The organism is Aeromonas dhakensis, from assembly GCF_002285935.1.
GTDB lineage: Bacteria > Pseudomonadota > Gammaproteobacteria > Enterobacterales > Aeromonadaceae > Aeromonas > Aeromonas dhakensis.
The window spans coordinates 1,261,976-1,284,531 of record NZ_CP023141.1; the positions used below are offsets into that span (position 1 = coordinate 1,261,976).

General features: G+C 65.1%; 22 protein-coding genes. 13 read left to right on the forward strand and 9 right to left on the reverse strand.

The annotated features are described in order from the left end of the window. Positions 1 to 10: 10 nt before the first annotated feature. Entirely contained in the window at positions 11 to 1,975 is a 1,965-nt protein-coding gene (locus CK627_RS06265; RefSeq protein WP_095591915.1) for an LTA synthase family protein, read from the reverse strand. 259 nt (positions 1,976 to 2,234) lie between these two features. Here CK627_RS06265 and CK627_RS06270 point away from each other — a divergent pair, with 259 nt between their 5' ends. The 3 genes from CK627_RS06270 (at position 2,235) to CK627_RS06280 (ending at position 6,447) form a co-directional block, all read left to right on the forward strand. Continuing rightward, entirely contained in the window at positions 2,235 to 2,492 is a 258-nt protein-coding gene (locus CK627_RS06270; RefSeq protein WP_010635292.1) for a DUF2442 domain-containing protein, read from the forward strand. A gap of 245 nt (positions 2,493 to 2,737) precedes the next feature. Beyond that, positions 2,738 to 4,705 (forward strand): TonB-dependent copper receptor, encoded by a 1,968-nt coding sequence (locus CK627_RS06275; protein WP_095591916.1) that lies wholly within the window; start codon positions 2,738 to 2,740, stop codon positions 4,703 to 4,705. A gap of 125 nt (positions 4,706 to 4,830) precedes the next feature. After that, entirely contained in the window at positions 4,831 to 6,447 is a 1,617-nt protein-coding gene (locus CK627_RS06280; RefSeq protein WP_167385289.1) for an alpha-amylase family protein, read from the forward strand. Between the two features lie 50 nt (positions 6,448 to 6,497). Here CK627_RS06280 and CK627_RS06285 read toward each other — a convergent pair whose 3' ends face one another. Together CK627_RS06285 and CK627_RS06290 are read right to left on the reverse strand one after the other, a co-directional pair. Continuing rightward, on the reverse strand, positions 6,498 to 7,025 hold the full coding sequence (locus CK627_RS06285; RefSeq protein ID WP_010635289.1) for an MgtC/SapB family protein: 528 nt from the start codon (positions 7,023 to 7,025) through the stop codon (positions 6,498 to 6,500). Between the two features lie 24 nt (positions 7,026 to 7,049). After that, positions 7,050 to 8,492 (reverse strand): RimK family ATP-grasp domain-containing protein, encoded by a 1,443-nt coding sequence (locus CK627_RS06290; RefSeq protein WP_095591918.1) that lies wholly within the window; start codon positions 8,490 to 8,492, stop codon positions 7,050 to 7,052. A gap of 186 nt (positions 8,493 to 8,678) precedes the next feature. Here CK627_RS06290 and CK627_RS06295 point away from each other — a divergent pair, with 186 nt between their 5' ends. From CK627_RS06295 to CK627_RS06305, 3 genes are read left to right on the forward strand one after another with little or no spacing between them, the layout of a single operon-like run. Beyond that, positions 8,679 to 9,158 (forward strand): GNAT family N-acetyltransferase, encoded by a 480-nt coding sequence (locus CK627_RS06295; protein WP_095591919.1) that lies wholly within the window; start codon positions 8,679 to 8,681, stop codon positions 9,156 to 9,158. Then, on the forward strand, positions 9,155 to 9,400 hold the full coding sequence (locus tag CK627_RS06300; RefSeq protein ID WP_005308310.1) for a DUF3624 domain-containing protein: 246 nt from the start codon (positions 9,155 to 9,157) through the stop codon (positions 9,398 to 9,400). The genes CK627_RS06295 and CK627_RS06300 overlap by 4 nt, the downstream gene beginning before the upstream one ends. Positions 9,401 to 9,452: 52 nt before the next feature. Then, complete coding sequence (locus CK627_RS06305; RefSeq protein ID WP_010635286.1) at positions 9,453 to 10,199, forward strand: SDR family oxidoreductase; 747 nt, start codon at positions 9,453 to 9,455, stop codon at positions 10,197 to 10,199. 60 nt (positions 10,200 to 10,259) lie between these two features. Here CK627_RS06305 and CK627_RS06310 read toward each other — a convergent pair whose 3' ends face one another. After that, positions 10,260 to 11,732 carry a C69 family dipeptidase gene (locus CK627_RS06310; protein ID WP_157737153.1) on the reverse strand — a complete coding sequence of 491 codons (1,473 nt, stop codon included), beginning with the start codon at positions 11,730 to 11,732 and terminating at the stop codon, positions 10,260 to 10,262. A 465-nt stretch (positions 11,733 to 12,197) separates the two neighbouring features. Between CK627_RS06310 and CK627_RS06315 the strand changes: the two genes are divergently transcribed. Both CK627_RS06315 and CK627_RS06320 read left to right on the forward strand, forming a co-directional pair. Beyond that, positions 12,198 to 12,650, forward strand: coding sequence for a hypothetical protein (locus tag CK627_RS06315; RefSeq protein ID WP_095591921.1), 453 nt, complete (start codon positions 12,198 to 12,200; stop codon positions 12,648 to 12,650). Positions 12,651 to 12,817: 167 nt separating this feature from the next. Beyond that, positions 12,818 to 13,993, forward strand: coding sequence for an iron-containing alcohol dehydrogenase (locus tag CK627_RS06320; RefSeq protein ID WP_095591922.1), 1,176 nt, complete (start codon positions 12,818 to 12,820; stop codon positions 13,991 to 13,993). A 125-nt stretch (positions 13,994 to 14,118) separates the two neighbouring features. On the opposite strand, the gene CK627_RS06325 is transcribed toward CK627_RS06320, so the two are convergent. From CK627_RS06325 to CK627_RS06335, 3 genes are all read right to left on the reverse strand, one after another. Beyond that, positions 14,119 to 14,748 carry a glutathione S-transferase family protein gene (locus tag CK627_RS06325; protein WP_167385290.1) on the reverse strand — a complete coding sequence of 210 codons (630 nt, stop codon included), beginning with the start codon at positions 14,746 to 14,748 and terminating at the stop codon, positions 14,119 to 14,121. 108 nt (positions 14,749 to 14,856) lie between these two features. After that, a complete protein-coding gene (locus CK627_RS06330) occupies positions 14,857 to 16,125 on the reverse strand; it encodes an O-acetylhomoserine aminocarboxypropyltransferase/cysteine synthase family protein (protein WP_017781004.1) in 1,269 nt (422 codons plus the stop codon). Positions 16,126 to 16,255: 130 nt separating this feature from the next. Next, positions 16,256 to 16,432, reverse strand: coding sequence for a hypothetical protein (locus CK627_RS06335; RefSeq protein WP_017764594.1), 177 nt, complete (start codon positions 16,430 to 16,432; stop codon positions 16,256 to 16,258). 100 nt (positions 16,433 to 16,532) lie between these two features. Between CK627_RS06335 and sgrR the strand changes: the two genes are divergently transcribed. The 3 genes from sgrR to CK627_RS06350 are packed head-to-tail and all read left to right on the forward strand — an operon-like array spanning position 16,533 to position 19,442. Further along, positions 16,533 to 18,266, forward strand: a complete 1,734-nt coding sequence (gene sgrR, locus CK627_RS06340) for an HTH-type transcriptional regulator SgrR (RefSeq protein WP_167385291.1) — start codon at positions 16,533 to 16,535, stop codon at positions 18,264 to 18,266. Positions 18,267 to 18,301: 35 nt separating this feature from the next. After that, positions 18,302 to 18,697: an acyl-CoA thioesterase gene (locus CK627_RS06345; protein WP_017783630.1), complete on the forward strand. Its 396-nt coding sequence runs from the start codon at positions 18,302 to 18,304 to the stop codon at positions 18,695 to 18,697. Between the two features lie 31 nt (positions 18,698 to 18,728). Then, positions 18,729 to 19,442 (forward strand): hypothetical protein, encoded by a 714-nt coding sequence (locus CK627_RS06350; protein WP_095591925.1) that lies wholly within the window; start codon positions 18,729 to 18,731, stop codon positions 19,440 to 19,442. 65 nt (positions 19,443 to 19,507) lie between these two features. Here the strand turns inward: CK627_RS06350 and CK627_RS06355 are convergent, their stop codons facing one another. Both CK627_RS06355 and CK627_RS06360 read right to left on the reverse strand, forming a co-directional pair. Continuing rightward, positions 19,508 to 20,251 (reverse strand): lipase secretion chaperone, encoded by a 744-nt coding sequence (locus tag CK627_RS06355; RefSeq protein ID WP_095591926.1) that lies wholly within the window; start codon positions 20,249 to 20,251, stop codon positions 19,508 to 19,510. Continuing rightward, entirely contained in the window at positions 20,248 to 21,159 is a 912-nt protein-coding gene (locus CK627_RS06360; RefSeq protein ID WP_095591927.1) for a lipase family alpha/beta hydrolase, read from the reverse strand. Before CK627_RS06360 ends, CK627_RS06355 begins: the two co-directional genes overlap by 4 nt. Before the next feature lie 291 nt (positions 21,160 to 21,450). On the opposite strand from CK627_RS06360, the gene CK627_RS06365 reads away from it, so the two are divergent. Both CK627_RS06365 and CK627_RS06370 read left to right on the forward strand, forming a co-directional pair. Continuing rightward, positions 21,451 to 21,876: a DUF2753 family protein gene (locus CK627_RS06365; RefSeq protein ID WP_010635274.1), complete on the forward strand. Its 426-nt coding sequence runs from the start codon at positions 21,451 to 21,453 to the stop codon at positions 21,874 to 21,876. A 21-nt stretch (positions 21,877 to 21,897) separates the two neighbouring features. Then, complete coding sequence (locus CK627_RS06370; RefSeq protein WP_095591928.1) at positions 21,898 to 22,512, forward strand: superoxide dismutase; 615 nt, start codon at positions 21,898 to 21,900, stop codon at positions 22,510 to 22,512. Positions 22,513 to 22,556 lie beyond the last annotated feature (44 nt).

Sequence of the window (22,556 nt, forward strand, 5' to 3'; positions counted from 1 at the left end):
TTTATGGCGCTCAGTTCAGCACGGTGCGGGTGTCCGGCGCCGTCCGGTAGAGCCCCTGCTGGTAGGCGAGGCTGCCCCAGAGGGCGAGACCGAGGGCCGCGTCCTTCATGGTGGCCGGCTGCGGCGCCGGGGTGAGCGTCTCTGTCGCATCCTCATAGATGAAGCCTTCCGGCGCCCGTTCCGGCTGCAGGATCACCACGTCCTTGCCACGCATCAGGGCGAAGTTCTTGTCGTACTGCATGATGGCGCGGCCCGGCCAGTCGGCGGGCATGCGGGTCAGATCCTTGCCAAGCATGGGGTAGTCGGCGCTGATCCCCATCAGGGAGAGCAGGGTCGGTGCCATGTCGATCTGGCTGACGATGCGGGGATCCTGTCTCGGCGCTATGCCGTCACCCACGATGACGCCCGGAATGTGGAAGCGGGGGATGGGCACCAGGCTGGCGCCGCTGACCCGGCTGTCGTGATCGGCGATGACCAGGAACAGGGTGTCCTGCCAGTAGTCCGACTGCTTCGCCTTCTTGAAGAACTCGCCGATGGCGTAGTCCGCATACTTGGCGGCGTTGTTGCGGGTCTGCTTGGGCTGCTCATAGAGGGCGATGCGATCGTCGGGAAACTCGAACGGATCGTGGTTGCTCGAGCTGAACACCAAGCTGAAGAAGGGTTTTCCCTGTTTGTGCAGAGCCTGGAAGGTCTGGTCGGCCTTGGCCATCAAGTCTTCGTCAGAGGCGCCCCAGGAGCCCTCGAACACCGGGTTCTTGAAGTCCTTCTGCTCGACTATGGTGGTGAAGCCGTTGCCGAGGAAGAAGCTGCGCATGTTGTCGAAGTGACTCTCTCCGCCGTAGATGAAGCTGGTGTCGTAGCCGCGCTGCTTGAGCAGATCGGCGATGGTGAAGAAGTTGGTCTGGCTCTTGCCAAGCTTGACCACGGCCTGGGCCGGGGTCGGCGTGAAGCCGGTCAGCACCGCCTCGATGCCGCGCACCGAACGGGTGCCGGTGGCGTAGAGCTGCTCGAATGCCCAACCCTGTTTCGACAAGGCATCGATGTTGGGGGTGAGCGGCAGGCCGCCGAGGGAGCCGACGAACTGGGCGCCCAGGCTCTCCTGCAGCAGGATCACCAGGTTCTTCGGCTTGCCGCCGTAGCTGGCCTCGTTGAAGGTCTGGCTGGGCAGGGTGTCGGAGCTGAACTCATGGGATTCGCGGCCGCTCTCCTGGCGTACCAGATCCAGGATGCGCTGGCGGGGCAACTCGCCGTAGAACTGGCTGGCATCCTCCTCGGCCCGCATCTGCTTGATGGCGAAGAAGAGGGAGTAGGAGGAGTTGACGGTGAGCGCATTGACCAGCGGATCGCTGGCAAATGCCACCATGGCCGGGTTGAGGGCGCGGTGACCCAGGCTGGAGCGGGCACCGAGAAAACCGATGGCCAGGATCAGCAGGGCAAACGCCGGACGCAGATACCAGCGCGGGAAGCTGATGCCGCGCAAAAGGCGGCCGCTCAGCCACCAGCCGCCCGCCAGCACGGCGCAACTGAACACCAGCGCCAGCAGCAGCTCGCCCTTGCGGCCGGCCCACAGCATGGCGAACACCTCTTTGGGATAGATGAGGTACTCCACGTAGAGGCGGTTGGGGCGTACCCCGTACTCGGTCACGAAGGAGGGGGTGGAGATCTCCAGGAAGAGCAGCAGCCAGAGCCCCAGGGTCAGCCAGACCCGGATGAACTGCAGCCAGGCACGGCCCACGGCATGGGGGCCGGCCAGCAACAGGGTGAACACGGCGGGCACACCCCACAGCCAGCAGAGGGTGGCGAAGTCGACCCGCACTCCCTGCAGCAGCATCTCCTGCCAGCCGGCGACGGCGTCGACCCGCTCCAGCTGCCAGAGGCCGAGGGCGAGCCGGCTGATGGAGAGAGAGACGAGCGCGATCAATGAAAAAACGGCGATGGGCCAAAACGGTCCCAGCCATCGTCTGATAGTGGTCATTGTTGTTCCTACAAGCCTGTTTACACCCGTCCACGGGCGCATTGTTTTTATATTGCAGGGTTATGACAGTGGTGGCGGGCAAAGGTTGCGTCGGGAGTGTGCGAAAGCGCAACTTTTGGCACGTTTTATGATTTTTCTGTGATGGCGGACAAGGGTTGCAGACAGCAGAAACGACTGGAAAAACTGTGATCCTGCCTGCAAAGCGAGGGCGGGGGCTTATCTATAATGGCGCCGATTTTTCTCAATCGGAGCCGAAGGGATGCCGGTCTTTATCGATGTGGAATATTTGCAGGGGTGGAGCCTGTTCGTGGTGCTCTCGGACGGTACCACGGGGGCGCTGGATCTCGCCCCCTGGCGCACCCAGCCGCTGTTTGCGGCGCTGGATTCGGAGCGGCGCTTCGCCCGGGTCTTCATCAATCGTCACCATCAGCTGGAGTGGCCCGCCGGCTGTACTCTGTCGGCTCACGAGGTCTATCACCTGATCAAGCCCATCGACGAGCGGGAGGCCTTCAGCTAACTCCCTGTTTTTGTGAGCCATCACAAGATTCCTGTAACGGGAATGTTTGAGCGTTTGCCTTCCTCACCCAATTTGGGTAAAACCTGCGCAACATTATGCCAACCCTGGCCTGGTTTCGCTTCTCAGGGCTTGCCGCCACCGTGCCGCAGGCCTTTTTTGCAGCCTGATGGCAAACCTTCCAGCAGCTGAATGGTTTGGCAATTTGAATTAAAACAACAACATAAACAGAGAGATAAGGAAAGAGTATGGCTTGTCATATGCGCACCCCGCTGGCCCTGCTGGTGGGTGGCCTCGCCTGTCACGGCGCCGCCGGTCAGGAGGCCGTCCAGCAACTGGAACCCATGGTGGTGGTCGCCAGTCGCCCCGCCAGCACCCTGGAGGTGACCCTGGATCCCAAGAAACCGGGCTCCCCCATGCCGGCGGCCGACGGCGCCGGTTACCTCAAGAACGTCACCGGCATGAGCATGGTGCGCAAGGGGGGCCTGGGCGGCGATCCCGTGCTGCGGGGGATGGGCATGTCCCGCCTCAACGTGCAGATGGATGGCGGCATGCTGGCCGGCGGCTGCGGCGGCCGGATGGACCCGCCCACAGCCTACGTTTTTCCTCAATCTTTTGACCGGATCCGGGTGCTGAAGGGGCCACAATCCCTCGAGCAGGGAGCGACCCTGGCGGGGACCGTGCTGTTCGAGCGGGACAGACCCGAATTCACCGCCCCCGGCGTCAAGGCCGAGGCGTCGGCGCTCTATGGCAGCTTCGGGCGCGACGACCAGATGCTGGATGCCACCGTGGGGGCGCCGCAGGGCTATCTGCGCGGCCAGTTCACCCACTCCGACAGCGATGACTACCGTGACGGCCACGGCGACAAGGTGCGCTCCTTCTACCGGCGCGAGAACGGCACCGCCCAGCTTGGCTGGACGCCCAGCGAGCACACCTGGTTCGAACTCACCGCCGAGCGCAGCAACGCCCGCGCCGCCTATGCGGATCGCACCATGGACGGCCCCATGTTCGATCGGGAGTCTTTCGGCCTCAAGCTCAGGCAGGAGCAGATCACCACCCACTGGCAGCGCAGCGAGCTGACCCTGTGGGACAACGACATCGACCACATCATGGACAACTTCAGCCTGCGGCCGAACAGCGGCATGAAGATGCTCTCCAACCCGGATCGGCGCAACACCGGCGGGCGCTGGGCCAACGACATAGCGCTGCCGGCCGACTGGCTGCTGACCGCCGGCATCGATGCCAACCGGGATCAGCACAGGGCCCGCAGCGGGGTGGATTACGCCAGCCAGCCGCGCCAGCGCACCCTGCGTTTCGAACAGCAGGGGGGCTTTGCCGAGCTGGGCCGTCAGCAGGGGGCCCACAGCTACAAGGGGGGCTACCGGCAGGACAGGGTCGAGACCACCCGTTACGGCGCGGGGGATCAGACCCTCTACAGCGATACCCTGACCCTGGACAGCGGCTTTGGCCGCTACGAATACCAGTGGTCGCCGGCCTGGTCGAGCTACCTGGCCTGGGGTCAGGCCAAGCGTGCGCCGGACTACTGGGAGCGCAGCAAAGACAGCGTGCCCTTCACCCTCAACCCGGAGCGCAGCCGCCAGTGGGATGCGGGGCTGGCCCTGCGCAGCCGCGATCTGGATCTGACCCTCTCCCTGTTCAGCGCCGACATTCAGGACTACCTGCTCTACAACAACAAGTCGAACAAGGTGCGCAACATCGATGCCCAGACCCGTGGCGGCGAGCTGGAGGGGCGCTGGCAGTTTGCCGAACAGTGGCGCCTCGATGGCGGGCTGGCGGTGGTCTACGGTGAAAACCGCAGCGACAACAAGCCGCTGGCCCAGATGCCGCCCCTCGATGGCAAGCTGGCGCTGGGTTGGCAGCCGGCCGAGGCGTGGAGCCTGACCCTGCTGGGCCGCGCCGTGGCCGCCCAGGATCGGGTGGATGTGGGTTCCGGCACCGTGGCCGGCCAGGATCAGGGGGAGACCCCGGGCTTCTTCACCATGAACCTGAGCGCCGCCTGGCAGTTCCACCCGGGCTGGCAGCTGTCGGCCGGGGTGGACAACCTGTTCGACACCTTCTACTACGAGCACCTCTCCAAGTCGGTGCACGCCAGTCAGGCCGGGCTGGGCTACGAGCAGGTGGGGCGCATTCCGGAGCCGGGCCGTGCCTACTGGCTCTCCCTCAGCTATCGCTTCGCCTCGGCCGGCGTGCTCTGAGCGGGGATTAGCTAACCGGCTGAATCGGGTAACGTTTTCAGTCACAGACCCGTGCGGGCTGGGTCGCTATCATGGCCCCAGTGCGGCGCTTTGGGCGTCGATACCACCACAGCGGGAACATAACAATGAAACAAGGAACGTTGCGTCGTGGCGGCCTCATCGGGGCCGCCCTGTTACTGACGGCTTGCGGCAGCGGAGGCGGGAGCGGTTCCAGCGAGCCCCAGCCCCCGGTCATCAACCCGCCGCCGGCCACCGCCAGCCGCGCCTGCTACGGCAATGACCAGCCGGCCTGCAACCTGCGCACCTATCAGGTGATGGTGGAGTCCTTCGTCGATGGTGACGGCAGCGCCAACTACGGCGTCGGCTACGGCCCCTCCCAGCACAACGGCGATCTGCAGGGGATCATCGACAGCCTGGATCACATCAAGAGCCTCAACGTCAATGCCATCTGGCTGACCCCGGTGTTCGACTCCTGCGCCGGCCAGAGCGGGGATGACAGACTGGATGCCACCGGCTACTTCGCCTGCGACTTCTTCAACGTGGATCCCAACTTCGGCAGCAACGCCCAGCTCAAGAAGCTGGTGGACGGGGCGCACCAGCGCGGTCTCTACGTCTTCCTAGACGGGGTGTTCGGTCACGTCAACAAGGTGGGGGTGAGCAAGCCCTCGCCCGAGGGACGGCTGCCCGCCCTCAAGAGTGGCGGTGCCGGCTACCCGGGCCAGCTGGTGGATTACAGCCAGCCCGAGAGCCTGGCCTACTTCAAGGAGGTGGCCCGCTACTGGGTCGAGCAGTACGGCATCGACGGCTGGCGCCTCGATCAGGCCTATCAGCTCGATCTTGACGACTGGCGTGCCATTCGCAGCGAGGTGGAGCGGGCCAGCGCGGCGCGCAAGGCCGCCGGTCAGCAGTGGGGCACCCTCGGCTATATGGTCGGGGAAGTGTGGAAAGGGGCCGACGAGATCCGCGCCCAGGCGTACGGGCCGAGCGACAATCCGGCGCTCTCCTCGGCGTTCGACTTCCCGCTGCGCTACGGCCTGGTGCAGGCACTGGCGGTGGAGGAGTCCGGCAAGGGTGGGCAGGGGGCCAGCGTGCTCGATGCCAGCTGGAACAAGGTGGAGAACTACCCGGACCACGCCATGCCCAACCTGATGCTGGGCAACCACGATCTGGTGCGCTTCGGCGATCTGCTGGAACGCGGCAACTTCAATCCGGCGGACTACTGGCAGCGCCACAAGGCGGCCTTCAGCTTCCTGGCGGCCCGCTCCGGCCCCATCACCCTCTACTACGGCGAGGAGTTTGGCGACGAGGTGCCTGGCTTTGCCAAGCAGGTGGGCGGCGACTGCGCCGCCCAGGGGCTCTGTGACGATCACGTGGCCCGCAGCGATGGCAAGGTGCCCGGTGTCACCGGTTTCGTGCCGAGCAGCGAGCAGAGCGAGCTGAAACAGTGGCTTAGCCAGCTGCTGGGCCTGCGCGCCGCCCACCCCGCCCTCTATCAGGGGGAACGGGTCAAGCTGGTGGCCGAGGGCAGCGTTTATGGCGACATCAAGCAGACGGCGGGCGAGCAAGTAGTCTACCTGCTCAACGTCTCCACCACGCCCCAGAGCTATGCGGTGCCGGCCAGCAAGTTGCGCAGTGGCAGCGCCCTGGTGGATCTGCAGAGCGGCGAGCGCCTGGCCATCGGCGGCAGCAGCGTGACGGTGGACTTGCCGCCGCTCACCGGTCGCTTCCTGCTGGTGCGCTGAGGCTGGTAAACAACAAGGGCTCCGTGATGGAGCCCTTGTTCATTGGGACGTTACTTCTCGATGCCGCTGCCGAGCTCGTCCTGATGGGGATCGGCCCGGCCGTTGCCGTGCCGCCAGCTCTCCAGCCGGTTGTGTACCCCGCGGCGCAGGCCTTTGAAGCTGGTCTCCAGGTAGTCCACCCCCACCAGGATGGAGAGAGTGACGCCGGTGAGCAGCAGCGCCTGGTGCAGCATCTGCATGCCGATGAGGGCGCCGAGGGCCGCCAGCATCCAGACGGTGGCGGCGGAGGTGACCCCCAGTACCTGGCCATCCCGGGTCATCATCACCCCGGCGCCGAGAAAGCCGATGCCGGTGATGAGCTGGCCCAGCACCCGCGCCTGATCGGCGCTCTGGGGGCTGACGGCGGCACCGATGGCAAGAAAACAGTAGGTGCCGAGGATGATGAGCGAGGAGGTGCGGATGCCGACCGGCTTGCCGCGCAGCTGCCGTTCCAGCCCCACCAGGGTGCCGCACACCAGACAGACCAGGATGTTCTCCCAGCCAAGGGGCGCTATGTCCCACCAATCAGTCGTCATCATATCCACCTCTGCTCTCGATGCTTGTTATCCGGCCGCGCTCTGCCCCCGGTTTTCCAGCCGCTGGCGGAAGGCCCGGGCGAGACGCTCGTAGAGGTCCTTTGCCTCTCTGTCCTCAATATCGCCACGTATCCAGGGATTGTCGATGATTTCCAGCAGCACGCAGTCACGCCCCTGCTGGCGCAGATCGACCCCGAACAGGCCGTTGCCGAGCTGATGAACGGCGCGGCGGGCGGTCTGCAACACCCGCTCCGGCACCTCGTTGAGCGGCAACGCCTCGATGCGGCTCATGTCGAGGGGGTGTTTGCGGCGGCGGATGCGGTTGCCGGGTTCGGGGCGGAAGCGGCGGCAGGCAAACAGCGGCGAGCCGTCGAGAAAGCCGATGCGCCAGTCAAACTCGGCGGGGATCCGGCTCTGCACCAGCAGCAGGGCGGAGCGGCCCAGCCCCTCGTCCAGCAGGCGAGCCAGCTGCTGCTCGTCGCTGGCCATGGCCAGATCGCGCCCCTGCGCCCCGTCGGGTACCTTCACCATCAGCGGCAGGCCGAGCCGCTGCACCAGCTCATCCACGTGGTGGCGGCCGCGGCGGGTCACCACCATGGTGGGCGGCATGGGCACGCCGCTGCGTACCATCAGCTCGTAGAGGTAGAGCTTGTTGCTGCAGGCGAGGATGGCGCGGGAGCTGTCGATCACCGGCATCTTGAGCTGCTCGGCGCGGCGGGCAAACTCGAAGGTGTAGTGGCCCACCGCGGTCTCGGAGCGCAGCCAGAGGGTATCGAACTCCGGCAGCCGCTCGATGGCGGACGGTGCCAGGATCTCGGCCCGGATCCCCTGCGCCGCGGCCGCCTGGATGAAGCGCTCCAGCGCCAGCGTATCGCTGCTGGCGCGACCGTCGTTGGGGTCGACCAGGATGGCGAGCTGGTAGAGCGGCGCCGCCTGCTCCTCGTCACCTGTGCCCACCAGCGCCTGGGCGTGGTGCAGCATCAGCGTCTGCTCGCTTGGGCTCAGCTCCAACGGGGAGAGGCTCTGCTGCTGGCGCACCGACCAGCCGTGGCGGCCGCGCTTGAGGGTCAGCTCCTGCAGCGGCAGCTGGCTGAGGCCGTAGTAGTAGCGGGCCAGGCCGGCCAGCTCGCTCTGTTCGCACTGGCCGAAGATGGCGCGCACCCGGATCCGATCCTCGCTCTGCTGAGCCAGCCAGCCCTGCAGCTTGCGCCACAGCTTGGCCGGCGGCTGCTGGGGTTGCAGCTGGCTGATGGCCTGCAAACCCGGCAGGCAGTGGTGGCCGCGGGCCTGGGCCAGCAGCGAGCAGTAGTAGCCGGCACCGAGGTGTTCCAGGTTGCGGCAGAGGTTGATGATGCGGGGACGGCCGCCGGTGGTGGGCACCCCGTGTTGCAGGTAGGTGCGGGCGGTCAGCAGATAATCGGCATGGCAAGGCCAGTCGCCCAGCTCTTCGACGATGACGTAGGTACTCATTTTTTCGGCTCCACAGATGAAACTGCCTTAAGCGGCAGGATCCCCAGTGGGCTTCGATGCACCGACAAGCACGACAATGGCGCGAGGGGAAACAAGAGGTTACAGTGCCTAATATGCCGCCTTGGTAACTTGTGATACAAGTCGCATTTTTGGTGATGAAGATAAATAACCGAACAAGGATTCCCCGTGTTGACCGTGCGCGCGGCCCGGACCGATGATCTGGGCGCCATCGTTAAGCTGGAACGCTACTGTTTTCCCCCCGAAGTCGCCTTTGGGCGCTGCCGCTGGCACTATCTGCTGACCCAGGCCAAGGGGCGCACCCTGCTGGTGCTGGACCAGCAGGAGCAGCTGATGGGCTACCTCTGTTTGCTGGAGCACAGGGGCTGGGATCGGCTGATCATCCAGACCCTCGCCATCCGCTGGACCATCCGCCGCCAGGGCTGGGCCCGCCGCCTGCTGGAGCAGGTGATCCGGGAGGGCAAAGAGGCCGGCTGGGGGGCGATCCGGCTGGAGGTGGGCGATGCCAATGAAGAGGCGCAGGCCCTCTACCGCGGGCTGGGTTTTCGGCCAAGGCAGAAGCTGCCGGATTATTATGGCCACGGTCAGCATGCCCACCGGCTGGTGCTGAAGCTGGCTGGAGAGAGGAGAGAAGAGGAGAGGGGATGAGCTGCGACAACTGCCTCGCCACCGCCATCAGGGCCAAGCTGGGGCGCTGCCCGGTCTGCGCCGGCCAGACCTTCGCCATCGGCCTGGTCGGCTGGCTGGTCTGGTGGTGGTGTGGCGCCGACACCTCGGTCAATGCCCTCACCGGCCTGCTGTTTGCGCTGGGGGGATCGGGCCTGTTTTTGCTCCACCTGCTGGTGTTCATCTGGCGCAAGGCAAGCGGGCGTGAATTGAGCGATGAATAAGATTGATTTCAAACAGATAAATAACAATAGCGCTGTAGAAATGGAGGTTCAGATGATTGCAATGGTAACGGGCGCCTCGTCCGGTTTTGGTGAATCCATCAGCCGTCAGCTGGTGCAGGCGGGCTACAAGGTGATCGGCACCGGCCGCCGCGCCGAACGGCTGGCCGCGCTGGCCGACGAGCTGGGCGCCCAGTTCCTGCCGCTGGTGTTCGACGTGCAGGACAAGGCGGCCACCCGCGCCGCCATCGATGGGCTGCCGGCCGAGTGGCGCGAGGTGGATCTGCTGGTCAACAACGCCGGGTTGGCGCTGGGGCTGGAGCCGGCCCACAAGGCAGACCTGGAAGACTGGGAGCAGATGATCGCCACCAACATCAGCGGTCTGACCCTGCTCACCCGCCTGCTGCTGCCGGGCATGGTCGAGCGCAATCGCGGTCACGTCATCAACATCGGTTCCATCGCCGGCACCTACCCCTATCCGGGCGGCAACGTCTACGGCGCCACCAAGGCGTTCGTGAAGCAGTTCAGCCTCAACCTGCGCGCCGACCTGGCGGGCACCGCCATCCGCGTCACCAACGTGGAGCCGGGTCTGTGCGGCGGCACCGAGTTCTCCAACGTGCGCTTCCACGGTGACGACGCCAAGGCGGCCACCGTCTATCAGGGGGTGCAGGCGATCCAGCCGGAAGACATCGCCAATACCGTGCTCTGGATCAGCCAGCAGCCGGCTCACGTCAACATCAACAGCATCGAGATCATGCCGGTGGCGCAGACCTTCGGCCCGCTCCATATCAGCCGTCGCTGATGGCTGCTGCGGATGAAACAAGAGAGGCTCCCCTGGGAGCCTCTCTGTTTTGGGGCCTGTTTACAGGCTCATGATCTTCTTGAACTCCTCCGGCGAATACTTCTGCTCGGTGCGCTTGGTGAGATCCGTCATCAGCTTGTAGCGCAGCTCTTTGGCCATCTGATAGCTCTTCTCCAGCTGGCCATAGGAGTAGTCGGATGCCAGCCCGATGGCGGTGGCCTTGTCGCCGGCATAGGCCTGCTTCAGGCTCTGGTCGAGCAGGGCCACCTCCTTGTAGAGCTTGCTGCTCTCCTTGCTCCAGACGCCGCGCAGCAGCGGCAGGTATTTGTCCGGATCGGCGCTGGCCAGCGCGGTCAGGCTGCGGAACTGCCAGTAGGCGGAATCATCGGAGTAGCTGTCGCTGCCGGTGCGGTAGGGCAGGGGATAGGACTCCAGGGTGTTGTAGAGCGGCACCATCACGGATTCGGCCAGCACGCCGTAGCTCTGCCAGATGAGCCCCTGCAGCTCTTTGGGCATCTCCTTGCGCAGCTGGATGACGTGGGATTCGAGCTGGCGATCGATGCGGATCGGCCGCTCTGCCTTGCCCGCCAGCGGTGTGCCGTCATAGGTGGCGCTCAGCAGCCTGGCCACGTCCGGCACGGCGATGGGGGCATCCGGCTTCATAAACAGCGGATATTGCGCCTGGCGGGTCGGCTGCGGGTGGCTGGCGGTCAGCATCTTCTGGCCGAGCCACTCCCGATCCACGTTGTAGGGGTCGGCAATCACCCCGAATGCTTTGGCGAAGTTGAACTCTTTCGGGTCGGCCTTATCCAGCAGTTTGTGCTCGCGCACGAACTCCAGCAGTCTGGGCGAGTGCAGCACATCGGCGCCGTCGAGATTGACGCCGTGGATGCGCAGGCCGTTGGCCACCATGGCGTAGCTGTCGTCCGGCACCCGTACCGCTATCCAGTGGTGGCCGGAGCCGATCTCCATCAGCCAGGCCTCGTTCACATCCGCCAGATAGAGGCTGTTGCCCTCACCGGCGCCATATTGCTCCACATAGCGGCCGAGCAGCTCTACCCCCTCTTTGGCCGTCCTGGCCTGCGGCAGGATCAGGGTCGGGATGATGGCCTCGATGACCCCCTTCTCGATCAGCGGATCGGCCTTCTGGGCCTTGTCGTTGACCTCGGCGCTGGTGGTGGCCGAGATGGCGACGTTGGCTTCGTTGATGCCGCGCTCCTCGTAATACTTGCCATCCGGGTCGCTGGTGGCGGCGTCCCAGTCGCGAATGGCTGAGTAGGCGAGGAAGGCCTTGGGCATGGGCACTTCCAGACCGTTGCCCAGCTTCCAGACCTTGCCCTCGTTCTGCTGCGCGGGTCGGAAGGCCAGGTATTTGTTCCAGTTGTTGACGCCAAAATCCTCGTTTCTGGCGATCATCACGCTGCCATCGGCACTGGCGCCCTTGCCGACGATGAGGCCGGTACAGGCGTCGGCACTGGTGCCAAGCAGGGTGAGCAGGGTGGCGGAGAGAAGACTCAAGGTGTGTTTTTTCATAGTTATGCCCGAAAGGTTGCGGTGGATGCGCGTCAGGGGGCGGGAGAAGCGGCCGGGAGTGACCGGACTGGGTCGGGGATCCGACGGTAGACAGGTCTGCATCTGCTTGATTTCGCAAACATATCATCCATAACGCTGCTTGCTTGCCCGATGGTGCGCCAAAATTGTATGCCTCACTGGTTGTTTGTTTTGTGATCGACAAGGCGTTCCTGCTGTTTATGTGGCGAGGAGTTTTATAGGTAGTTGTATGTGTCGAAAATCGGGATAAAAGCAGCGGATGAGTCATGATTCTGACGCCACATCAGGTCCGTGACCGGCGGCAGGCTCGCCACGGTGGGGATCTCGTTCACCCTGACAAGTTGGCCTGCAACTTGCTGGTTTTATTGCCAATGATGGGGCCAGGCGCCTCATACCATCGAATCAGCGACCTCGTCATGCCGGTTTGGCATGCAGACTGGAGCCCCCATGGATATCAAACCCTACAGCCAGCAGCTTGCCCAGAGCGCCTCCAACAATCGCGCCCTCGCGACCCTCAGCAGCGCCGACAGCGGTCAGGGTGGCGGCGGTTGGGAAGATCTGGTCAACCTCTCCTCCCAACGGATAACCGGCCAGGCCCAGCAGGCGCTGACCTATGAACACCTGGCCAAGAACAGCAAGCTGCCGCCGGCGCTCGACATGAGTTCCGACAAGGGGGGCGTGCTGCAGCAGCTGGTGGACAAGGCGCTCGGCTTTGATCGCAAGCAGTTCAACGAGATAGAAGAGAAGCTCAAGGCGATTGCCGACAACAAGCAGCTGAGCGCCAAGGAGCGGGCGGAGCAGAGCAAGCCGTTGAACGAGCAGCGGGACGCCATGCTGCAAGACGCCATGGACCGCCTCACAGGCAAGAAGAGCAGCAAGGAAGAGAGCAAGAGCGCCTGAGCAGCGGAATGACTCGAACGGCAATCCATGGTCAGCGGGGGCAAGCCCTTGCCCCCGCTGACCACAGTGGATGAGCGGCCCTGCCGGCAACCCGCATCCGCGGTGCAATGTGAGGGCGTGCCCGCGTTCTTTGACCTGTGGGGGCCACAGGCGCACAATCCCTCTGCATGCATTCAACCGAGGGCTCTGCCGTGTACAACTTCCAATATGCCAATCCCACCCGCGTCTGTTTCGGTGAAGGCCAGATCGCCAAACTGCCCGAACTGATCCCGGCCGGCAGCCGCCTGCTGGTGCTCTACGGCGGCGGCAGCATCAAGCAGAACGGGGTCTATGACCAGTTGACCCAGGCGCTGGCAGGCCGGGAGTGGCTGGAGTTCCCCGGCATCGGCGCCAATCCCCAGTACGACCAGCTGATGGAGGCGGTGGATCTGGTCAAGCGCGAGCGCATCGACTTCCTGCTGGCGGTGGGTGGCGGCTCAGTGGTGGACGGCAGCAAGTTCGTGGCCGCCGCGGCCCGCTTCGAGGGGGACGATCCCTGGGAGATCCTGCTGCACAAGGCCCCCATCAAGGCGGCGCTGCCGCTCGGCTGCGTGCTGACCCTGCCGGCCACCGGTTCGGAGAGCAACCCGGCCGCCGTGGTGAGCCGGGGGGAGGCGAAGCTCTCCTTCATGAACCCGCTGGTGCAGCCGGTGTTTGCGGTGCTGGATCCCACCACCACCTACAGCTTGCCGCCGCGCCAGGTGGGCAACGGGGTGGTGGATGCCTTCGTCCACATCCTCGAGCAGTACCTCACCTTCCCGGTGGGGGGCGAGGTGCAGGACCGGTTGGCGGAAGGCCTGCTGCAGGTGTTGGTGGACAACGGCCCGCGGGCGCTGGCGGAGCCCACCAACTACCAGGTGCGCGCCAACCTGATGTGGGCGGCCAGCCTGGCCCTCAACGGCCTCATCGGTCGCGGCGTGCCTCAGGACTGGTCCACCCACGCCATCGGTCACCAGCTCACCGCCCTGCACGGACTGGATCATGCCCAGAGTCTGGCGGTGGTGTTGCCCTCCCTGCTGCGCGAACAAGCGGCCCAGAAGCAGGAGAAGCTGGCCCAGTTCGCCGAGCGGGTGTGGCACTCCAGCCGCGAGGACAAGGCGTTGCGCATCGAGGAGGCGATCATCCGCACCGAGCAGTTCTTCCAGCAGATGGGGGTGGGCACCTGTCTCGCCGACTATGGCCTGGATGCGCGCTGCATCCCGGGGATCTGCTCCAACCTCAAGCTGTTCGGCCTGACCGCCCTCGGGGAGCAGCAGGACATAGATCCGGACAAGGTCGCCAGGATCCTCTCCCACGCGCTGTAAGTCATCCTGGCAACCATAGTGGCGCGGATCCTCTCCCACGCCCTCTGCTTACCGGCTGACCAACGGAAAAGAAAACGCCCCGATCATAGGGGCGTTTTGCATGGTGGCGCCGGGCGCTTGGCCACTTATCCGGCGCTGCGGTCCAGCTCGCGCTCCAGCGCCGCCGCCTTCTGGCGGGCCGGATGAGTGTTGAGGCGCTGCCAGTAGGCCTGCAAATGCGGGAACTGGGTCAGCTGTCCGCTTTGCGCCAGCAGATCCACCAGGAAGGAGTTCAGGATGTCGGCGCCGGTGAGGCGATCGGCCACCAGATAGCGGCGGCTTGCCAGCACCTCGTCGAGATAGCCCAGCACCTTGGCGCACTCGGCTTTGGCGTAGTCCGGCAGGAAGCGCATCGGGCTGCCGTCCTTGCGCACGAACATATCGAGCAACAGCGGCAAAATGCCGGAGCTCTCGGCGAAGTGGAGCCACTGCAGGTACTCGGCATAGTCCGGGTTGTCGGCGGCCGGTGCCAACCGCTGCGGGGCGTGGCGGGCGATCAGGTACTCGGTGATGGCACCGGATTCCGCCAGCACCTGGCCGTCAAACTCGATGACCGGCGACTTGCCGAGGGGGTGGACGGCCTTGAGCTCGGGGGGCGCCAGAAAGGTGGCGGCATCGCGCTGGTAGGCCTTGATCTCATAGGGCAGGCCCAGCTCTTCGAGCAGCCAGATGATGCGCTGGGAGCGGGATTTGTTCAGGTGGTGCAGGACTATCATGAATACCTCGACGCAGTGACAAGAAGCGGTAGTACGCAGCGGCGCGGCGACGGGTTCACCGCTGCAGCTAAAAAAAGCGGGCTGATGCCCGCTCGTTCAACGCCTGACTCAGGCCTCCAGCGCCTGATCCAGATCCGCCAGTATGTCCTCGATGGCCTCGATCCCTACCGACAGCCGGATCATCTCAGGTTTCACCCCGGCCTTGGTCTGCTCCTCTTCGCTGAGCTGGCGATGGGTGGTGGAGGCGGGGTGGCAGGCCAGCGACTTGGCGTCGCCGATGTTGACCAGCCGCTTGAAGATCTTGAGTGCATCGTAGAAGCGCACCCCCGCCTCGTAGCCCTCTTTCAGGCCGAACGAGAGGATGGCGGAGGGGCGGCCGGCCATGTACTTCTCCGCCAGCAGGTAGTGGGGGTGACCCGGCAGCCCGGCGTAGCTGACCCAGGCTACCTTGGGATGGTGCTTGAGGTGGTGAGCCACCTGCAGGGCGTTGTCCACGTGGCGCTCCATGCGCAGGCTCAGGGTCTCCAGCCCCTGCAGCAGCAGGAAGGCGTTCATCGGCGCCAGCGCCGCGCCGGTATTGCGCAGCGGCACGGTGCGCACCCGCCCGATGAAGGCGGCCGGCCCGAACGCCTCGGTGTAGACCACCCCGTGATAAGAAGGTTCGGGTTGGGTCAGCTGGGGGAAACGCTCGGCGTGATCCGCCCAGGGGAACTTGCCCGAGTCGACCACCACGCCCCCCAGCGAGTTGCCGTGGCCGCCGACATATTTGGTCAGGCTGTGCACCACGATGTCGGCGCCGTGCTCGATGGGTTTGCACAAGACCGGGGTGGCGACCGTGTTGTCGACGATGAGCGGCACGCCGCGGGCGTGGGCCACCTTGGCCAGGGCGGCAATGTCCACTATGTTGCCGGCCGGGTTGCCGATGCTCTCGCAGTAGACCGCCTTGGTCTTGTCGTCGATGAGGGCGGCGATGGCCTCGGCGCTGTCATCCTTGGCGAAGCGCACCTCGACCCCGAAGCTTGGCAGCATGTGGGCGAACAGGGTGTAGGTGCCGCCATAGAGCTGGGGGGTGGAGACGATATTATCGCCGGCGGCGGTCAGCGCCTGGATGGCGTAGGTAATGGCGGCAGAACCCGCCGAGACCACCAGCGCGGCAATCCCGCCCTCCAGTGCGGCCATCCTCTGTTCCAGCACATCGTTGGTGGGGTTCATGATGCGGGTGTAGATGTTGCCAGGCACCGCTAGGTTGAACAGATCCGCCCCGTGCTGGGCGCTCTCGAACTCGTAGGCCACCGTCTGGTAGATGGGCACGGCGACGGCCTTGGTGGTGGGGTCGTTGGCAAAGCCGTGGTGCAGGGCCAGGGTCGCATCTTTCATCACACACTCCTTGTTGGATGTTGCTGGATAGCAGTCATAGATGGATAGACGTCCAATCTATCAGGCCCTTGGCCGATGTAAACCATCAGATCCGGCAAAGCAATCTCGTCGGGGCGTGAGGGAGGCCGGCTCAGAGGCGGCGGCGATACTCCTTGTCGTCGATCTGGTGCATGTCCCACTGCATCAGACGGTTGAGCTGGCTCATGGGATCCTCGATCAGCGGCAGCGGGCGGGGCAGGATCCGCTTGAAGTAACGGCGCAGGATCTGCTGGATCCGGTTCGGTTTGATGGGGTTGGCGTGGCTCATGATGGGGCTCCTGCGCTGTGGTTCTCACGTTCGTCAGCAGTATTGAGCTAAAATGCGGAAGTAAAAACTGATGACTTTTAGAGCAAGGATTTCCTCTTTTATGCCCACCAGCCGCCTCTACCAGCAATTCCAACGGCTCGCCCAGCAGCTTGGCTGCGACGAGCGGGAAATCAGCCTCGCCGAGGTCGCGGATCTGCTCTGCTGTACCCCGCGCAACGCCCGCCTGCTGCTGCGCCGCATGCAGGAGCAGGGCTGGCTCGGCTGGTCCGCCGAGGCTGGGCGGGGGCGGCGCTCCCGCCTCACCCTGCTGGACAACCAGGAGAGCCTGACCCGGCGCCGACTGCGGGAGCTGCTGAGCCAGGGCCAGCTGGCTCAGGCGGTGCGGCTGGCGGAAGATCGCCTCGATCTGCTCACCCCGCTGCTGATCGAGCAGCTCGGCCAGGCCACCCGGGAAGGGCGCCAGATCCTGCGGGTGCCCTACTACCGGCCATTGCCCCAGCTGCTGCCCACCGGCCCGCTGCGCCGATCCGAAATCCACCTGAGCCGCCAGATCTTCAACGGCCTAACCCGGCGAAATGAGGAAAATGGGGAAATCGAGGGGGATCTCGCCCACCACTGGGAGTGCCTCGGCCCCTGTCACTGGCGCTTCTACCTGAGGCCGGCGGTGCGCTTTCACCACGGCCGCACCCTGACGCTGGAGGACGTGACGGAGAGCCTGCAGAGCCTGCGGGATCGTCCGCTGTTCGCCCATCTGGCGCGGCTGGAGAGCCCCTGGCCGCGCACCCTGGATCTGCACCTCGACAGCCCGGATCCCCTGCTGCCCCACCTGCTGGCCGAGCCGGTGGCCGTCATCCTGCCGCGCGAGCTCAAGGGGGAGGCGGGCTTTGCCCTGCAGCCGGTGGGCACCGGCCCCTATCGGGTGACCGCCAACGATCCCATGCACCTGTGCCTGGAGGCATTCGACGACTACTTCGGCCTGCGCGCCCTGCTCGACGAGATCGACATCTGGATGCTGCCGGAGCTGGCGGAGCGGCTGGAGAGCCACCTGCAACTGGGGCGCGACAGCCCGGAGCTCGGCACCATGCGTGGCGAGTCCGAGCTCGAATCCGGCTGCTACTTCCTGCTGCAGGATGAGCGCTCCGGCGCCCTGCAGGATCCCGCCCTGCGCCAATGGCTGGCGGGCCTGCTCAACCCCATCGCCCTGATGGCTCGGGTCGCCCCCGAGCTGCAGCGGGGCTGGACCAGCGCGCTGGGTCTCTTGCCCCACTGGCGCGAGGCGCAGCCAGCCTCGTTGCCGGCGCCGGCCGGGCGGCCGCGTCAGCTGGTGCTGGCCTGCTTCAACCAGCACCTGGAGTTCAACGAGTGTGCCAACGCCATGAGCAGCCTGCTGGCCGAGCAGGGCATCGAGCTCGAGGTACGCACCCTGGATTACGGCCGCTGGGTGAGCGGGGCGGACGAGGACGTGGATCTCTGGCTCGGCACCCTCAACCTGGAGCACGAACACGACTTCGCCCCCTACGCCTGGTTGCAGGGGACCCCGCTGCTGCGCAAGGTGTGGGGCGGCCAGCATGGCCTGTGGCAGGGGCTGACGCAGTGGCGTGCCAGCGGCGAGGAGCCGGGGCCGCGGGCGCTGCTGGCAAATGTGCAGCGGCGGGGCTGGTTTGTGCCGCTGTTTCACCACTGGCTGGAGCTGGAGAGCCGGGTCGGGGTGCACGGAGTGCGGATGACGGCGCTCGGCTGGTTCGATTTTCGCAGCGCCTGGCTGCGCCCGGAGCTGGCCGTCGGCGCCGGCGATACGACGGGGGAGCTTGAGTCCAGAGGCGGGCCGCGTTAGCCTGAGCGCGGTCCAACGACAAGGAGTCGATATCCATGCTGGAAATGCAGATCCAACCCCGTTTTCAAGAGACAGATGCCCTCGGCCACATCAACAACACGGTGCCGGCGGTCTGGTTTGAATCGGCCCGCGACCCGCTGTTTCGCATCTTCTCCCCCGAGCTGGATGTGCACAACTGGCATCTGATCATCGCGGGCTACACGGTGCAGTTCAAACGGGAGCTGTTCTACGGCCAGCAGGTATTGATCAAGACCGGGGTACGCCGCATCGGCTCCAGCTCCTTCACGCTCTGGCAGGAAGCCTGGCAGGAGGGCGAACTGGCGGTGACCGCCGAAACCACCCTGATCCATTTTGACTACCAGTCCCGCCAGTCCATTCCTTTGAGCGATCGCCACCGGGAGGAGCTGCGGGCCTGGCTGATAGAAAGCTAACCTTGGCCCTTCGGCCAATCACAGGACACTTATGCGCAATACCGTGATCGCCCTGAGCCTCGGCCTGGGACTGGGGCTCTGCTCCCTGCCTTCGATGGCGGCCTCCCTCGCCGAGCAGTTCTCCCTGATGGAAAAGGGGGCCGAGAGTGCCCTCGATACCCGTCTGTTCAGCCACGACGGCATAGACATCAAGGCCTGGGTGGATGGCGCTCCCGTTATCATCGCCGTGCCCATCATGAACGAGCAGGGCAAGCAGGAAGGGGAGAGCCGTTACTACTTCAAGGGCGGCAAGCTGTTCGGGGTGAAGGAGCCCGCCGCCCAGTTCGCCTTTGACGACGGCGGCAAGCTGACCCAATGGCTGGACGAGAAGGGACAGCCCGCCGAGTTCGTCAGCAAGATGAGCATGCAGCAGCGGGAAGCCTGGCTCACCAAACGGGCGGCCGAGCTGGGCCAGCTGTTTGCACCGAGCGCCGCCGAACAGAAGGCGGCCAAGGGGGGCGTCAAGCTCAAGGGGGCGGAGCTCGCCCACTGGCTCTGCAACGGCAAGCTGATGGCGCTGGCCGGGGGGGACAAGGTGACCTTCGAGCCGGCCAAACTCAAGAGCCACGCCGAGGGCATCGAGGGTGAAGTCTCCCTGCGCCAGGATAAGGGGTGGCAGGATCTGAGCCTCAAGTGCGAGGTGCAGGGTCCCCAGGTGACCCGCCTCACCTGGCAGCCGCTGCCAGGTGCCAACAAGCCGCTGTAAGCACGGTTGCAGCAAAGCAAGGGGCCCAGATGTGGGCCCCTTTTTTATTTTGGTTATTTTGGCGGTTACTCGCCCAGCCTGAGCCGGGTGAGGGCTTCTACCCGTCGCCACTGGCCGGGCTCGAACCAGCGCGCCAGGATCTCCGACTGCTGCTCGGCCCGCCGCTCGGCGGGCAGAGGCTTGAGTTCGGCCAGATAGCCGGCCAGCTGCTGCTCGAACCCCTGCTGACTCTCCGCCAGCTGGTGCAGCCGGTCCACCGCCTCCGGCCCCAGCTGCTCGCGCAGCACGGCGTCACGCTCGGCCGCCGGCAGTCGCTCCAGACTCAGCAGATCGCCGAGCAGGCGGCTGTTGGCCTCCGCCTCCCGAAACCACTGGGGCTGCTCCGCCAGCCAGAGCTCGAGCTCGCTCGCCAGCAGCGGCTTGTCGGCATCGCTGGCCTCCGCCAGCGCCTTGCGGCGCAGGGTCCACTGCTCCATCAGCCGATCCTCGGCAAACAGCTGCTCCTGCTCGGCCGGGGTGAAGCTCTGCTGGCGCAACTGCTCGCGCTCGTCGAACAGTACCTGCAGACTGGCCAGGCCCGGATCGGTCGGCACCGTCAGGCTGCTTTCGGCGGCAAGAAAGGCCTCATAGCGAGCCTGCAGCGAGTGCTCAGCGGGCGAGGGGGCGGTCTGCTGAGCCAGGGGTGAGGCCGGCCCGGTCTCTTGCGTCATGGGGGCGGCCGAGTCGGGGCTCGGGGCGGGCCACAGCTGCCAGCCCCCCAGCAGCAGGGCCGCCCCCAGCGGAACGGCCATCAACCAGGCCTTGTTCATAGCCCCAGACCCTGCAGGCGATTGGCGTGCTGGCGATAGAGGCTGACCGGGTCGGTTTCGAACAGGTGGCGAATGCCGAACGACTGGTTCACCTCGTCCAGGTGGTTCATCCGGTAGTCGGTGCCGATCACCTTGCCGAGGTGGCTGCTGCACACCCCGACCAGGCCGTCGTTGGGCTCCTTGAAGAAGCTGCCGGTCAGCGCCAGTGCCGGATCCACCGGATCTAGGATGTTGGTCATGGTGCCACGCCCGCTCCAGGAGAAGTAATAGACCCCGTTGGCGGCCTGCATGGGCCCTTCACCGCAATACTGGCTGGGCAGCCCTTCCGGGTAGCGCTGGTTGAAGCGCTGGGCACCGGCGCTGGTGAGCGCGTCGAGGGCGGCGAGGGGATCCTGCGGCAGCTGGCTGCCCCCGGAGAGCAGCGAGATGACCCCGGACAGGGCCGAGGCGGCGGCTACCGCCAGCTTCTCGGCCACCGAGCCCGGTGCCACGTTGGCGCGCACCAGATCGGCGATCTCCGAGCCGTAGTTGACCCCGCCCACGCTGGTGGCGGAGGCGACCAGCTCGGGAGCGACCGAGGCGACGTAGCGAATGGTGGGGCCACCGTGGGAGTGGCCGATGAGGTTCACCTTCTCCGCCCCGGTGATGGCGAGCACCTGCTGCACCTGTTTGAGCAGCTGCTCACCGCGCAGTTCCGAGCTCTGGGTGGCGGAGACCTGGGCCACGTAAACTTTGGCGCCATCCCGGGTCAGCGCCTGGGGGATGCCGTAGAAGTAGTCGACCCCGAGCAGCTTGTCGAAGCCGAACAGACCGTGCACCAGCACTATGGGGTAGCGGGTCTGGGTATAACCTGCCGCCTGGCCCAGTATGGGCAGGGCGCACAACAGCACCAATAGCCATTTTTTCATCTTGTTCATCCTTGTGAAGAGAGACTGCCGCAGCGGCAGCCACCGGCATCATGCCGATACCGACCAGCATGGCGGAACGGGACGTTTGCATCTGTGCAAATGATCACCAAACAGACAGATTCAAAAAAGCCCTACCCATATGGGCAGGATTGTTGGTTATGCCGGCACAACTATCCCTTGTGTTCGCCCCTTACATAAGTTAAATAATAATTATTATCATTTGTGGTGTTGGAGCCTATGTCGGCAAGCTGGGTAAGAGGTTGGGTAGGGACGGGGGAGAGCGACAGCAGCATGGTGCACTGGAAGGTGCAGACCATGAGCGGCAACCGCCATTTCGATGCCGGTGAGCACGCCAAGGCGCTCTCCTGCTATCAACAGGCGCTGTGGTTGGCCCGCCAGCAGTTTGCCGACTGGCACGATGTGGACGAGGCGGTGGCCGCGCTGGTGGTGGCCCACCACAACCTGGCGGATCTGCTGGTGGCGATGGCGCTGCCGGATCGGGCCGCCGACCTGCTGTGTCACATCCACGACTGCCTGCTCGCCACCAGCCAGTCCCCCGCCAGCTCCGGCGCCCTGCGGGATGCCGCCCTGCGCCACACCCGCAGCACCCATACCGAATTGCTCGCCTTCGTGCGCAAGCACGGCAGCCACGACGGCATCCGCCGCTGCCTCGGCCAGTGTCTGTGCCAGACCGAGCCAGCCCCGCAACTGCATTAATCACAATAAACAGAGGTGACCATGAGCCATACCCTGCCTGCCCTTGCCTATGCCTACGACGCACTGGAACCCCATATCGACGCGCTGACCATGGAGATCCACCACAGTCGCCATCACCAGACCTACATCAACAACCTCAATGCCGCCCTGGCCGATCTGCCGGAGCTGGCTGCTCTGCCGCTGGAGGCGCTGCTTGCCCGTATCGACAGCCTGCCGGCACAGGTTCAGGGGGCGGTGCGCAATCACGGCGGCGGTCACGCCAACCACAGCCTGTTCTGGCAGGTGATGAGTCCGCAGGGTGGCGGCGAGCCGGACGGCGAGCTGGCCGCAGCGATCGAGCGGGATCTGGGTGGGCTGGAGGCCTTCAAGCAGGCCTTTACCCAGGCGGCGCTGAGCCGTTTTGGCAGCGGCTGGGCCTGGCTGGTGGTCGATGGGCGCGGCAAGTTGCAGGTGGTGAGCAGCGCGAACCAGGACAGCCCCCTGATGGAGGGGCTCACCCCCATACTCGGGCTGGATGTGTGGGAGCATGCCTACTACCTCAAGTACCAGAACAAGCGTCCCGATTACATCGCTGCGTTTTACAACGTGATCGACTGGGACGAGGTAGCACGGCGTTACGTGGCGGCGCTGGCCTGATCGCCGGAAATACCGAGCCCAATGAAAGAGACCCGCCTGTTGGC

What these genes read in the sequence shown, in the direction of transcription:
- CK627_RS06315 (WP_095591921.1), top strand. Translation starts at nt 12,198, where the DNA reads ATGGATATCAAACCCTACAGCCAGCAGCTTGCCCAGAGCGCCTCCAAC.
- CK627_RS06325 (WP_167385290.1), bottom strand. Translation starts at nt 14,748, where the DNA reads ATGATAGTCCTGCACCACCTGAACAAATCCCGCTCCCAGCGCATCATC.
- CK627_RS06300 (WP_005308310.1), top strand. Translation starts at nt 9,155, where the DNA reads ATGAGCTGCGACAACTGCCTCGCCACCGCCATCAGGGCCAAGCTGGGG.
- CK627_RS06365 (WP_010635274.1), top strand. Translation starts at nt 21,451, where the DNA reads ATGGTGCACTGGAAGGTGCAGACCATGAGCGGCAACCGCCATTTCGAT.
- sgrR (WP_167385291.1), top strand. Translation starts at nt 16,533, where the DNA reads ATGCCCACCAGCCGCCTCTACCAGCAATTCCAACGGCTCGCCCAGCAG.
- CK627_RS06350 (WP_095591925.1), top strand. Translation starts at nt 18,729, where the DNA reads ATGCGCAATACCGTGATCGCCCTGAGCCTCGGCCTGGGACTGGGGCTC.
- CK627_RS06305 (WP_010635286.1), top strand. Translation starts at nt 9,453, where the DNA reads ATGATTGCAATGGTAACGGGCGCCTCGTCCGGTTTTGGTGAATCCATC.
- CK627_RS06360 (WP_095591927.1), bottom strand. Translation starts at nt 21,159, where the DNA reads ATGAAAAAATGGCTATTGGTGCTGTTGTGCGCCCTGCCCATACTGGGC.
- CK627_RS06310 (WP_157737153.1), bottom strand. Translation starts at nt 11,732, where the DNA reads ATGAAAAAACACACCTTGAGTCTTCTCTCCGCCACCCTGCTCACCCTG.
- CK627_RS06275 (WP_095591916.1), top strand. Translation starts at nt 2,738, where the DNA reads ATGGCTTGTCATATGCGCACCCCGCTGGCCCTGCTGGTGGGTGGCCTC.
- CK627_RS06355 (WP_095591926.1), bottom strand. Translation starts at nt 20,251, where the DNA reads ATGAACAAGGCCTGGTTGATGGCCGTTCCGCTGGGGGCGGCCCTGCTG.
- CK627_RS06280 (WP_167385289.1), top strand. Translation starts at nt 4,831, where the DNA reads ATGAAACAAGGAACGTTGCGTCGTGGCGGCCTCATCGGGGCCGCCCTG.
- CK627_RS06345 (WP_017783630.1), top strand. Translation starts at nt 18,302, where the DNA reads ATGCTGGAAATGCAGATCCAACCCCGTTTTCAAGAGACAGATGCCCTC.
- CK627_RS06370 (WP_095591928.1), top strand. Translation starts at nt 21,898, where the DNA reads ATGAGCCATACCCTGCCTGCCCTTGCCTATGCCTACGACGCACTGGAA.
- CK627_RS06270 (WP_010635292.1), top strand. Translation starts at nt 2,235, where the DNA reads ATGCCGGTCTTTATCGATGTGGAATATTTGCAGGGGTGGAGCCTGTTC.
- CK627_RS06330 (WP_017781004.1), bottom strand. Translation starts at nt 16,125, where the DNA reads ATGAAAGATGCGACCCTGGCCCTGCACCACGGCTTTGCCAACGACCCC.
- CK627_RS06265 (WP_095591915.1), bottom strand. Translation starts at nt 1,975, where the DNA reads ATGACCACTATCAGACGATGGCTGGGACCGTTTTGGCCCATCGCCGTT.
- CK627_RS06290 (WP_095591918.1), bottom strand. Translation starts at nt 8,492, where the DNA reads ATGAGTACCTACGTCATCGTCGAAGAGCTGGGCGACTGGCCTTGCCAT.
- CK627_RS06320 (WP_095591922.1), top strand. Translation starts at nt 12,818, where the DNA reads ATGCATTCAACCGAGGGCTCTGCCGTGTACAACTTCCAATATGCCAAT.
- CK627_RS06285 (WP_010635289.1), bottom strand. Translation starts at nt 7,025, where the DNA reads ATGATGACGACTGATTGGTGGGACATAGCGCCCCTTGGCTGGGAGAAC.
- CK627_RS06335 (WP_017764594.1), bottom strand. Translation starts at nt 16,432, where the DNA reads ATGAGCCACGCCAACCCCATCAAACCGAACCGGATCCAGCAGATCCTG.